The organism is Ruegeria sp. HKCCD7628, from assembly GCF_057221005.1.
In genome coordinates, this window is record NZ_JBWVBA010000016.1 from 39376 (window position 1) to 51337 (window position 11962).

The window sequence follows — 11962 nt, forward strand, 5'->3', positions numbered from 1 at the left end:
CTCCGTTACAGTTCCAGAATCGACTTGGTGATGATCGTGCGCTGCACCTCGTTCGAGCCACCAAAGATCGACAATTTGCGCATGTTCAGATAGTTCGGCCCCGCCCCGGCGGCGTGTTCCGGGCCAAGTTCTTCGGCGTTGTGGCCGCCGTTCAGGAAATCGCTCTGAAATGGCTGCGCGTCAGGTCCGATGGCGCGGCGCAGCAACGAGGTCAGCTCTTGCCGGATCACCGTCCCCTTGATCTTGAGCATCGAGCTTTCGGCCCCCGGTGCCTTGCCGCTGGCCGCCTCTGACACCATCCGCAGATTGGTCATGGCCATCGCCATCAGGTCGATTTCAACCTGCGCCATACGCGCCGCGAACAACGGCGTCTCGGCCAGCGGCCGCCCGCCTGACTGCACCTGACCGGCCACTTTTTTCAACGTCGCCAGCGCGGCATTCGAAAACCCGACGCCTGCGATATTGGTGCGTTCATGGGTCAGCAGGTATTTGGCATAGGTCCAGCCCTTGTTTTCCTCGCCCACAAGGTTCTCGACGGGCACGCGGACATCGTCGAAGAACACCTCATTCACCTCGGCCTCGCCGTCGATCAGAACAATCGGACGGACAGTGACGCCCGGCGTGTTCATGTCGATCAGCAGAAAGGAAATCCCTTCTTGCTTTATGGCCTCGGGGTCGGTGCGCACCAGACAGAAAATCCAGTTGGCGTGCTGGCCCAGCGTGGTCCAGGTCTTTTGTCCGTTGACCACATAGTGATCGTCCTCCCGCACAGCCCGTGTCTTGACCGCCGCCAGATCCGACCCCGCTCCCGGTTCGGAATAGCCCTGGCACCACCAATCCTGACCATCCAGAATACGCGGCAAGAAACGCTGACGCTGCGCCTCGGACCCAAAGGCCAGCAGCACCGGGGCCAGCATACTCAGACCAAAAGGCAGGTTGCGCGGCGCATGGGCCAGACAACATTCCTCTTCAAAGATATGCCGCTGCACGGCGTTCCATTCACATCCGCCATAGGCACGTGGCCAGTTTGGCGCCAGCCACCCCCGCGCGTTCAACAAGCTGTGCCACAGTTCAATGTCAGCTTTGCTAAGGCGTTTGCCCAGACGTACCTTTTCGGACAGGTCTTTGGGCAGGGTATCTTTCAGCCAGGCGCGGATTTCGGCGCGAAAAGCCTCGTCTTTGGTGCTGTAAGTCAGATCCATTGCAGCGCCTTTGTTAGAAGATCTCGAACAGGCCCGCGGCACCCATGCCGCCGCCGATGCACATGGTCACAATGCCCAGCTTTGCGCCACGGCGCTTGCCCTCGATCAGCAGGTGGCCCGTCATGCGCGCCCCGGTCATGCCAAAGGGGTGCCCGATCGAGATCGAACCACCATTGACGTTGCAGATCGCCGGATCAATCTCCAACCGGTCCCGGCAATACAGTGCCTGGCTGGCGAAGGCTTCGTTCAACTCCCAAAGGTCGATATCCGAGACCTTGAGCCCATGACGCTCCAGCAGGCGCGGTACCGCAAAGACCGGGCCGATCCCCATCTCGTCTGGCTCACATCCCGCAACCACAAACCCCTTGAACGCGCCCAGAGGCTCCACCCCTTCGCGGGCTGCAACATCGCTGTCCATCAGGACCAGTGCCGCCGCCCCATCCGACAGCTGGCTTGCATTGCCTGCGGTGACAAACTGCCCGTCGCCGCGCACCGGGGCCAAGCTGGACAGGCCCTCAAGCGTGGTGTTGGGGCGGTTGCAGTCATCCATCGCAAAAGTCACATCTTTGCGGGTCACCTTGCCGGTTTCCTTGTCCTTGTACGCCTGCGTGACGGTGATCGGAACGATCTCGTCATCCAGCTTGCCGGCGGCCTGCGCCGCAGCCGTGCGTTGCTGACTTTCCAGCGCCAGTTCGTCCTGCGCCTCGCGGCTGATACCATAGCGTTTGGCGACCACATCCGCCGTTTCGATCATCGCCATGTAGACGTCGGGCTTATGCGCCTCCAGCCACGCCTCGCGCGATTGCGGCGGGCGGGTCGGAGGCATCTGGCTGATGCTTTCAACACCGGCACCAATCGCGGCCGGGGCCCCCTCCATCACGATGGCATGAGCGGCCATGGCGACCGTTTGCAGGCCCGAGGAACAGAACCTGTTCACGGTGCTGGCCGAGGTCGTCACTGGCAACCCTGCGCGCAGCACGGACTGGCGCCCGATATTGGCCCCGGTCCAGCCTTCGGGATAGCCACAGCCCATGAATACGTCTTCGACCATGGCCCCGTCGATACCGGCGCGTTTGACCGCATGTTCGATGACATGGCCGCCCATGGTCGCGCCGTGCGTTTCGTTGAACGCCCCGCGATAAGACTTGGCAAGCCCAGTGCGGGCGGTGGATACGATGACAGCGTGTTTCATCGGCTACTCTCCTTGGGTGTTCAGGCTAGCGAAGGAACGATCCTCTTGCGCCAGACGTTCTAGTAATGGGGCCGCCTGCCAGAAATGCGGGTCGTCATCGGCAAAGCGGTTAATATCAGACAGGATTTTGGAAATACCAACGGTGTCGGCATACTGCATTGGCCCACCGCGCCAGCGTGGAAAGCCGTAGCCGTTTAGCAAGGTCACATCCACGTCCAGCGGCCGCAGCGCGATGCCTTCTTCGACAATCCGCGCGGCCTCATTCACCATCGCTGCCATATAGCGGTCCACGATCTCTGACGCGTCGATCGCACGTGGAGCAATGCCCTTTTCCGCGCGCTCTTCGGCGATGATCTCTTCAACCTCGGGGTCGGGGCGGCCATTGGGCGCTGCATCGTCATAGATGTAAAACCCCCGGCTCGTCTTGCGACCAAAGCAGCCCATCTCGCACAGGCGGTCGGCGAATTCGGGATAGACCTCTCCGGGGTTGCGCGTGGGGGCCAGACGTTTGCGGTTGGCCCAGCCGATATCCAGCCCGGCCAAATCGCCCACGGCAAAAGGCCCCATCGCCAGACCAAACCCGGTCAGCGCCGCGTCGACGTCAAACGGGCTGGCCCCGGCCAGAACCGTCGCGTTGTTCGCCTTTTGATACTGCGACAGAATGCGGTTGCCGATGAACCCGTCGCAGACCCCCGCGCGCACCGCGATCTTGCCCAGCTTTTTGGCCAGCGCAAAGCCCGTCGCCGTCACATCCGGGGCCGTGGCATCACCCACCACAACTTCGAGCAGTCGCATCACATGGGCGGGTGAGAAGAAATGCAACCCGATCACATCAGCAGGCCGGCCTGTCATCTGCGCAATCGCGTTCAGATCCAGATATGAGGTGTTCGATGCCAAAATCGCGCCCGGACGGCAGACCTGATCCAGCGTGCCAAAAATCTCTTTCTTGACCTCCATGCTTTCAAACACGGCTTCGATCACCAGATCAGCCTGCGCCAGATCCGTATAGTCGGTCGAGGTGCGGAAGCTGCCGGACAGGATCGAGTCACAGGCCTGCTGGCTGAGCTTGCCACGCTTCACGGCTCCCATCAGCAGCTTTGAAACGGTCGAGGTTGCCCGATCAACGAACTCGGCGTCGCGTTCGATCAGTGTCACGTCAAGGCCGGACAAAAGAGAGCATACAGTGATGCCCGCCCCCATCGTGCCGCCACCAACAACCCCGACAGTGACAATGTCCCTGGGGCTGACCCCTTTGATTTCCGGAAGCTTGCCCACCTGCCGTTCGGAAAAGAATGCATGGGTCAAGGCCGCGCGCTGATCGCTTTGCACAAGATCCAAAAACAGCGCCCGTTCTTTCGCCAGACCTTCATCGAAGGGCAACAGCATGGCGGCCTCAAGCGCCTCAAGGCATTTTAATGGCGCAACCGCTCCGCGCGCCGATTTTCGCACCTTGCCGCACAGAGCCGCAAACCGGTTCTCATTCATCTGATCGCAGTCATTTACGCTGGTGGGTCGGGGACATTTCCCGTCGCGGATCAAAGCCTGCGCAAAAGCCAGCGCCTCAGCCCGCAAATCGGCCAGGGGCACCACCTTGTCGACTAGCCCGATCTCAATCGCCTTTTGCGCCTTGATCGGGTGACCACCAGTAATCATGCCAACCGCCTCATCCATCGGCACCAAACGCGGCAGGCGTTGCGTGCCGCCTGCGCCGGGTAAAACCCCCAAACTAACTTCGGGCAAACCCAACCGGGCCGAGTCAGCCGCCACGCGGTAATGCGTGCCCATCGCCACTTCGAGGCCGCCACCCAGCGCTGTGCCGTGAATCGCCGACACAACAGGGATCGGACAGGATTCGATCTGATTGATCAGATCTGGCAAAACCGGCTCTAGCATCGGGCCGCCGAATTCCCGGATGTCGGCGCCGGCAAAGAAACTGCGGCCCTCGCAGATCAGAACAATCGCCCGTGCCTTACCCTCTGACATCACTTGTAAAAAGGCGTCCTGCAGCCCGGACCGAACCGCATGCGACAAAGGATTCATGGGCGGATTGTCGGATTGAATGACGGCAACCTCGCCGTTGTATTCCAGGCTGATGGGGCGTGTCATACTGTCACGATTCCTTGCTATGCTCGTTTCGCTTGCGCGATCATTTGGGAGGAATTGGTCGCCTGCCACAACCCGGCCTGTGTAGCGTCGGGTGTCCGCTGCATCCGCAACACCATTGGTGGTCCTCCTCTTTCCACCTATGGTTGCTCAACCCGCTGACGGATCATCTACACCATGATGCATATTCTTTTTTGACGGGAAATTGCCGCTTAAGTATAGCATTCATTCAAAAATGAATAGTGTATTGAGCTGTTGCGCCCCTGCACTCTCTGACATCTTGCAGTGTTTTTTTGCAGTTTCAAACGGGCACAATAGCGATGGGAGCACCGATGAATGAACCGCTGGACTGGAACGGCGTCCGCGATTTTCTGGCAACTGTCGAGGTCGGCAGTCTGACACAGGCCGCAATCGGTCTGCGGATCAGTCAGCCTACGCTCAGTCGCCGCATCGCAACGCTGGAAGAACAGCTGGGCGCACAGCTTCTGGTGCGCGGCCCGCGGCATTTCAAAGTGACCGAGGCGGGCAAGCGCCTGCAGGCTATCGCTCAGCAGATGCAGTTGACCTCCAAGAAAATCGAAAGCAACGCCTGGGAAGGCAAAGACACTCTGGGGGGCACCGTGCGGATTTCCGCAACCGAGGCCGTCACAAATGCATGGCTTATCGATCAACTGCCCGAGTTTGTTACAGCCTACCCCGAAATTTCCATTGAAATGGTCACTGACAATCGTTTGACCGACCTTCTCAACCGGAATTCGGATGTGGCGATCCGGCTTGTACGCCCGACCCAGAAAGAACTGATAGCCAAGAAAGTCGGCTATTACGCGTCGGTGACCTATGTCGAAAAGTTCGGTGCCCCACAGACCATTGCCGATCTGTCCGATCATCGCACCATCGCCATCGAAGGGTCGCGCAGGTTCGCTTCCGAAGTCGATGCCGTCACCCGCCATGGCAATACGGCGCTGCGTCTGCGCAATGTTCTGGGGGTGATGCGGGCCGTTCGCGCCCATTTGGGCATTGGCCCGATCTACAGCCTTCACGCCGCGCGCCATCATGTCCTTGTGCACGTTCTAGAGAAAGAACCTCTGATCGAAATGGAGATCTGGCCGACCGCGCACCCCGAATTGCACGAAAACCCCAGTATTCGCGCAGTGTATGACTATCTGGCACTGTGCTTCGCCAACCAGAAGGCACAGTTCAGCTGACACCCACTCAAATATTCCGCCCTGCTTTGCCCGGCGTGTATCCGTACTCCTTTGTGAACGCGCGCACGAAACTTGACGGTTCGGCATAGCCCGCGCGCCAAGCGACCTTGGATACGCTCAGGTTGGTGGTCGTCAGCAACTCATGCGCGATAGCCAGCCGGACCCGGACAAGAATGGTACGAAAACTTGACCCTTCCTCGGCCAGCCGCCTGGCGAGCGTCCGGTCGCTGGTCTTTAGGGTCTGAGCCACCGATTTGATCGTCGGCGCGTTCGAGATATCCGACAGAATCGCATCCTGAACCTGCGCCGTCCAGGTGTTCTGCGTGCCGCTGCCCTGAAGCGCCTCGCATTGCTTGAGGCACATGGCCAGCTTCTCGGGGTCATGTTGCGGCAGGGGCAAATCCAGCAGCGACCGAGGGATCACCACCGCATTCATTCGGTTGCTGCATTCGACAACCAGCCCAAGTTCCCGGTTCAATACGGTGGCAAAACCTGCGTCATATTCCATGGTGCGAAACGTCGTCGCCGCCGCAAGACTTTCAGGCAATAAGACAGAGGCAAAGTTGAACAGAACGGTCAGGTGCCGCTCCAGTAGGAATTTTCGCAGGTTTTGCGGCAACGGCGATGTATCGAAGGTGATCAGCGCCTCGTCGCCCTGCTCGACCAGGTCCATCCGTGCGATCATGAATGACAGGCGCGCATAGTCCATCGCAGTGGCGAGGCTGGCACGGAAGGTCGGGCTGGACAACAGGGCATAACCCCAGATCCCCAGTGTTTCGAGTCGGATGCGGCGGCCAATTCCGATGCCAAGACCGGGCTCGTAGGGTTTGTGACGCAGGAAATTCCGGATCGCCGTCAATTCCTGCCCGATCGTCACCTTTGTCGCGGAATCGTACAATTCGAACAGGGTCAGACCCGTTTCCTCCAGGCAATTTTCGGCACAAACGCCGAACCCGGGCGCGGCCTCACACAAAATACGGATACTGCCCGGCAATCGTGTCTGGTCAGGTTTAATCATCCTCATTGGCTACTGCGTTTGGCGGAAAATGTCAAAAAACTGGCAGGACGTGACATCGACATATCCCCCGCCCACTGGTCGTTTTAGGGTGGGAGCACATCATGAAATCACTTATCGCCATTCAGGACGGTCAAATATCGCTTGAGCAGATAAACAGCTTGAGGCGTCGTTGCGGGATCTCTACCGGCAACATGTTGGCGCCCACAAGCTGACCGTGATCTGGAACGTGGCCGATGCCCAGCACACGATCACGGATCGGAAATGGTCACGATCATCATCCTGTTCCGTTGCGGTGCCCGACGGATTTTCGAATGATAAGCGCGAACCCTTTTTGCTTGAACTGGATCGGAACTGGCGCGCGATCACCGGGCAGCACCCGGATCAGACCTCGTTCGTGGCGTTTGACGAGACGCGGTTCCAAGAAGTGCTGAGCGGCAATCTTGAAAGGCTCTCGCCCTTGGGACGGTTTCTGTTTCTGACCAGGATGACCTTTCGGCTGATGCGCTCGAAACGGCGCAACGGGGTGCTGATCACCCGTTTCAACCAGTAAGGAGCGCACTCATGCCGCTGTATACCATCGCGACCCGCAAGCCTTTGCCCGAACAGATGCGCTTTGACATCGCCCAGACCATCACCGATGTGCATTGCGGGCTGACCGGCGCACCCCCGGAATTTGTGAACGTCATCTTCATGACAGGCTACCGCATGCGCCGGGGGGCGTTTCTGGGCCTGAACGGCAATGTACGGATTGGCGGAAATCGCGGCGATGATCTCTATGAACAATTGAACCGAAATCTGCACACGCAGGTCGCGCAGGTTGCCAAGCTGGACCCAGAAACCGTGCTGGTCAAGCTGATCGGGGTGGAATTCAATTGGGTTGTCGAAGGTGCCATGACCATGCCTGCCCCCGGCGAAGAAGGCGACTGGCTGGAACGCAAGAAAGCCATCCATGCCGCCATGGGCATAACTGACGCCGCCTGACGCCCTGCCCCCCATTTGACCGAAAGGATACACAAAATGTCCGCACCTCATCTGACCCCCTTTCGTGCCGAAGCCCCGGATCTTGAGAGCCTGCTGCTGGCGCAAAAACAGGCCGCGCTGGCAGATCCGTTGCCGGACCGCGCCACACGTATCCGGTGGCTGGACAAGCTGCACAACGCCTTGCTGGACAACCGCGCGCGGATCATCGCAGCGGCGAACAAGGATTTCTCGAACCGGGCGGCGGCGGAAACGCAACTGGCCGAGATCATGCCCTTGCTGGACGGGATCGCCTATTACCGCAAACGACTGCGCAAGCTGATGCGCCCGCAAAAGCGGCATGCGCCCATGACCATCCGGCCCGGACGGGTCGAGGTACGCTACCAGCCCGTTGGTGTTGTTGGCATCGTGGTGCCCTGGAACTTTCCGTTTTTCCTTGGGGTCTCACCGTTGATCGGGGCGCTGGCGGCGGGCAACCGGGCGATGATCAAAGCGTCTGAATTTGCCCCGGCCTCGGGCGATCTGCTGCGCGAGATAATAGCCGAGACATTTGACGCAACCGAAGTCACCGTGATCACCGGCGATGCCCAGGTCGCCACCGCCTTTACTCAGTTGCCGTTCGATCATCTGGTGTTCACCGGATCAACCCAGGTCGGCAAGATCGTCATGCGCGCGGCAGCCGAAAACCTGACCCCGGTCACGCTGGAGCTGGGGGGCAAGTCCCCGGCCATCATCCATCAGGATTTTCCAATCGATGAAGCCGCGCGGCGGATCGGGTTCGGCAAAGGGTTCAATGCGGGGCAAATCTGCGTCTCGCCCGACTATGCCCTGTGTCCGCGTGACAAGGTCAACGCCTTTGCCAGCGCCTTTTCCGACGCGATGACCAAAGCCTATCCAAAGCTGCGCGACAACAAGGACTATACCGCCATCATTTCGGACCGGCAGAAGGCCCGGCTTGAGGGATATCTGAAGGACGCCGCCGACAAAGGGGCCGAGATCATCGAGATCAACCCCAAAGGAGAGAGCTTTGACGACACACGCAAGATGCCGGTGACGCTGGTTCTGAACGCCTCGGATTACATGCTGGTGATGCAGGAGGAGATCTTTGGCCCGATCCTGCCCGTCATCCCCTATGACCGGCTTGACAACGCAATCGCCTATGTCAACGCCCGCCCACGCCCGCTGGCGCTGTATTACTTTGACTGGGACACGGCCCGCGCCGATCAGGTTCTGGACCGCACCCATTCGGGCGGCGCCTGTATCAATGACACGGTCTCGCATGTGGGGGTCGATGACATTTCCTTTGGCGGCATCGGGCCATCGGGCATGGGGCACTATCACGGAGAGGAAGGGTTCAGAACCTTTTCCAAAGCCAAGGGCATCGTGCGCAAGGGCAAGTTCAACTCCACCTCATTGGTGGGGCCGCCCTGGGGCAACCCGAACTTCCGGGTCCTGATGAAGATGCAGTCCTGGCGGTTCCGCAGGCGCAAGATCGACTGAGCCGCCACACTTCGCCCTTTCCCAGGATCACCACACCAGATGAACGTAATGACCCACCTCAAAGACGGTTTCACCGCCCACACGGATATCCAAGCGTTCGAGGCCATTCCGCTTGACAACCGGGATATCCCGGGCACAACCTACGAGGCGCTGCTGCAGGGAACGTCGCTCAACCCCGATTACCCTGCGCTCAGCTTTTTCGTGACGGGGAATGCCTATGACCGGCCCCGCACGCTCAGCCATCGTGAGCTGTCTGCCAAGGTGACCCAGACCGCCAACGCGCTGCGACGGCTGGGGATCGGGCGCGAGGATGTGGTGGCCTATGTGCTGCCCAACCTGCCCGAGACCCATTTCACCATCTGGGGGGGATCGGCAGCGGGGCAGGTTCTGGCCATCAACCCGCTGCTTGAGGCCGACCAGATCGCCGACCTGCTGCGTGCGGCAAATGCCAAAATCCTGGTGACGCTTGAGAAAACGCCAAAGACGGACATCTGGCAAAAATGTCAGGCGGCGGCGGCATCGGTGCCCAGCCTGCGCCGGATCGTGACCTGCTCCGTCTTTGACTGGATGGATGGCGCGGTGGGTACGGCGTTGCGGCTGGTCAGCAAAACCCGCAAATCGTCGCTGAATGTCGGCGGGCGCACCCTTCCGGTGACGCGGTTTGCCACCATGATCCGGGGCGCGCGGGCCGATGCGCTGGAGTTCGATCCGCCCAAACCGTCGGATATTTCGACCATGCTGTGTACCGGCGGCACCACCGGCCTGCCCAAGATCGCGCGGCGCAGTCACGCCTCCGAGGCGTTTGACGTCTGGTCCATCAGCCAGTTCAACCCAAACACGTTCGAACCGGGTTCTGCCGCGCTGTGTGGGCTGCCGCTGTTTCATTCCAACGCCATTCTGGTGACCGGCCTGCTGGTTCTGCTGAAAGGCGGCCATATCGTTCTGGCCATCCCGCAGGGCTATCGTGGGGATGGGGTCATCCCAAATTTCTGGAAGATCGCCGAACGCTACAAAATCGTGACTTTCTCGGGTGTCCCCACGGTCTATTCCGCATTGCTGGATGTGCCGATTGACGGGGCCGATCTGTCCTCGATCAAATTCGCCGCCTGCGGTGCCGCGCCGATGCCCGTTGAGCTGTTCAACCGCTTCGTCAGCACCACCGGCATTCCCATTGTCGAAGGGTATGGCATGACCGAAGGCGCGGTGGCCTCTTCTCTGAACCCCCGCGACCCCGATGGTGGCACCCGGATCCGGTCCATCGGCCTGCGCCTGCCCTATCAAAAGATGCGCTGCGCCGTGCTGAACGCCAATGACGAATTTGATCGCTGGGCTGATACGAACGAGGTCGGCGTGATCATGATCTCGGGGCGCAACGTGTTCGAAGGCTACATGATCGACAGTCAGAACCGGGGCATCTTTTTCGATATCGACGGCGAACGCTGGTTCAACTCGGGTGATCTGGCGCGGCAGGATGCGGATGGCTATTTCTGGATGACCGGCCGCAAGAAAGAGCTGATCATTCGCGGCGGCCACAACATCGACCCCAAGATGATCGAAGAGGCGATGCACGCCCATCCCGATATCGTTCTGGCCACTGCCATCGGCCGACCCGACGAAAAGGCCGGCGAGCTGCCCGTGCTGTATTACCAATCCACAACGGGCCGCGATGTGCCTCCACAGGATCTGGCCGCATACGCGCAGGACCATATCCCGGAACGCGCCGCGTTGCCCAAGGCGTTCATCCGACTGGATGAACTGCCGCTGACGGCCATCGGAAAAATCCACAAACCCACGCTCAACACGCTCGAGATCGAGCGCACCATCCGCGCCGAGGCCGAGGCGGTGGAGGCCACGATCGACAGCCTTGAAGTCACACCCGACAGCCAGCGCGGGATCGTCGCGCGGCTGAAAGCGGGCACCGGTCAGGATAACCTGGCCCGTAGGCTGGACAATTACGCATTCGCGGTCGAATTCAAAGCCTGACGGTCGGGGAGGCCCGGAACAACAGGCACCATCGGGAGGGAAAAACGTAACTAGCGATTGAGATGATCTTGTCGCTAGCGCGGGCCTTTATCATGTTTTGATTGGGCCTGAGTCTTACAATCGTCGATTTTGCCCGTGTGTTTCGGGGCGGCAGAACGCTAATGACCAGCGTGTTCTGTTAAGTCACCGGGCAGTACATCAGGGCTTTTTATGTCGCGCTGACCTTTGACCTGCACCCATACTGGCCGCAGGGACCATGCTGCTGGCAATTCGCCCGGGCGGGTCAGCTCGCGCGTCATCTCGGAACTGGCCCGCGAGGAACTGGCGCTGGCGGTGTCGCTGACCATGCATCCGATCGCCCGGCCGGCCGTCATCCTGTTCCGCCGTATCGACACGTTGGGTCTGAGCCCAATCGCGCAGACCGCCAAGTAAAGCGGCCTTGATGAAACATTGCACTCAACGTTAGCCCACATTGTCGTGACCGCATGGAAGGCGGATGCGAGTCTGGCCAGCACTCATACCAAAGCTGCCAATGCTGCCGCCTATGAACTGCTGGATCAGCAATCGTCATTCTTTCGAGGACGTTTCCGACGGGTTCATCGGCGCCACTAAGCTTCCTATCACCTATGATGCCGAAGGCAATGTGGTGTGGGCTCTGCAAAGCTATGCGTTTCTGGAGATTTGTTGCAAATCATGTCGCCGACGTTGGTCCTCAAAGAAGTTTACGACGGATGTGTCGCAAACATTTGGAAAGGCCAAAGTCAGCGACTTACTGGATACA

Annotated in this window: 11 protein-coding genes; 7 read left to right on the forward strand and 4 right to left on the reverse strand. The window is 59.8% G+C overall.

Going from position 1 to position 11962, the window contains the following annotated elements:
* Positions 1-5: 5 nt before the first annotated feature.
* The 3 genes from AC2TAD_RS20830 to AC2TAD_RS20840 are packed head-to-tail and all read right to left on the reverse strand — an operon-like array spanning position 6 to position 4500.
* Complete coding sequence (locus tag AC2TAD_RS20830; RefSeq protein ID WP_480870190.1) at positions 6-1202, reverse strand: acyl-CoA dehydrogenase family protein; 1197 nt, start codon at positions 1200-1202, stop codon at positions 6-8.
* Between the two features lie 13 nt (positions 1203-1215).
* Positions 1216-2394, reverse strand: a complete 1179-nt coding sequence (locus AC2TAD_RS20835) for an acetyl-CoA C-acyltransferase (RefSeq protein ID WP_480870193.1) — start codon at positions 2392-2394, stop codon at positions 1216-1218.
* A 3-nt stretch (positions 2395-2397) separates the two neighbouring features.
* Positions 2398-4500, reverse strand: a complete 2103-nt coding sequence (locus AC2TAD_RS20840) for an FAD-dependent oxidoreductase (RefSeq protein WP_480870196.1) — start codon at positions 4498-4500, stop codon at positions 2398-2400.
* A gap of 329 nt (positions 4501-4829) precedes the next feature.
* Between AC2TAD_RS20840 and AC2TAD_RS20845 the strand changes: the two genes are divergently transcribed.
* Complete coding sequence (locus AC2TAD_RS20845; protein ID WP_480870199.1) at positions 4830-5702, forward strand: LysR family transcriptional regulator; 873 nt, start codon at positions 4830-4832, stop codon at positions 5700-5702.
* 7 nt (positions 5703-5709) lie between these two features.
* Here the strand turns inward: AC2TAD_RS20845 and AC2TAD_RS20850 are convergent, their stop codons facing one another.
* Positions 5710-6726: an AraC family transcriptional regulator gene (locus AC2TAD_RS20850; RefSeq protein WP_480870202.1), complete on the reverse strand. Its 1017-nt coding sequence runs from the start codon at positions 6724-6726 to the stop codon at positions 5710-5712.
* A gap of 163 nt (positions 6727-6889) precedes the next feature.
* Between AC2TAD_RS20850 and AC2TAD_RS20855 the strand changes: the two genes are divergently transcribed.
* The 6 genes from AC2TAD_RS20855 to AC2TAD_RS20880 all read left to right on the forward strand — a co-directional run.
* Positions 6890-7270: a hypothetical protein gene (locus tag AC2TAD_RS20855; protein ID WP_480870204.1), complete on the forward strand. Its 381-nt coding sequence runs from the start codon at positions 6890-6892 to the stop codon at positions 7268-7270.
* 11 nt (positions 7271-7281) lie between these two features.
* Positions 7282-7701, forward strand: coding sequence for a hypothetical protein (locus AC2TAD_RS20860; RefSeq protein WP_480870207.1), 420 nt, complete (start codon positions 7282-7284; stop codon positions 7699-7701).
* A gap of 36 nt (positions 7702-7737) precedes the next feature.
* Positions 7738-9198: a coniferyl aldehyde dehydrogenase gene (locus AC2TAD_RS20865; RefSeq protein WP_480870210.1), complete on the forward strand. Its 1461-nt coding sequence runs from the start codon at positions 7738-7740 to the stop codon at positions 9196-9198.
* Positions 9199-9246: 48 nt separating this feature from the next.
* Positions 9247-11181 (forward strand): acyl-CoA synthetase, encoded by a 1935-nt coding sequence (locus AC2TAD_RS20870; RefSeq protein ID WP_480870213.1) that lies wholly within the window; start codon positions 9247-9249, stop codon positions 11179-11181.
* Positions 11182-11406: 225 nt separating this feature from the next.
* Entirely contained in the window at positions 11407-11613 is a 207-nt protein-coding gene (locus tag AC2TAD_RS20875) for a hypothetical protein (protein ID WP_480870216.1), read from the forward strand.
* A 100-nt stretch (positions 11614-11713) separates the two neighbouring features.
* A partial coding sequence (locus AC2TAD_RS20880) for a hypothetical protein (RefSeq protein ID WP_480870219.1) occupies positions 11714-11962 on the forward strand: 249 nt, incomplete at its 3' end.

What these genes read in the sequence shown, in the direction of transcription:
- AC2TAD_RS20865 (WP_480870210.1), top strand. Translation starts at nt 7,738, where the DNA reads ATGTCCGCACCTCATCTGACCCCCTTTCGTGCCGAAGCCCCGGATCTT.
- AC2TAD_RS20850 (WP_480870202.1), bottom strand. Translation starts at nt 6,726, where the DNA reads ATGAGGATGATTAAACCTGACCAGACACGATTGCCGGGCAGTATCCGT.
- AC2TAD_RS20835 (WP_480870193.1), bottom strand. Translation starts at nt 2,394, where the DNA reads ATGAAACACGCTGTCATCGTATCCACCGCCCGCACTGGGCTTGCCAAG.
- AC2TAD_RS20860 (WP_480870207.1), top strand. Translation starts at nt 7,282, where the DNA reads ATGCCGCTGTATACCATCGCGACCCGCAAGCCTTTGCCCGAACAGATG.
- AC2TAD_RS20870 (WP_480870213.1), top strand. Translation starts at nt 9,247, where the DNA reads ATGACCCACCTCAAAGACGGTTTCACCGCCCACACGGATATCCAAGCG.
- AC2TAD_RS20830 (WP_480870190.1), bottom strand. Translation starts at nt 1,202, where the DNA reads ATGGATCTGACTTACAGCACCAAAGACGAGGCTTTTCGCGCCGAAATC.
- AC2TAD_RS20845 (WP_480870199.1), top strand. Translation starts at nt 4,830, where the DNA reads ATGAATGAACCGCTGGACTGGAACGGCGTCCGCGATTTTCTGGCAACT.
- AC2TAD_RS20840 (WP_480870196.1), bottom strand. Translation starts at nt 4,500, where the DNA reads ATGACACGCCCCATCAGCCTGGAATACAACGGCGAGGTTGCCGTCATT.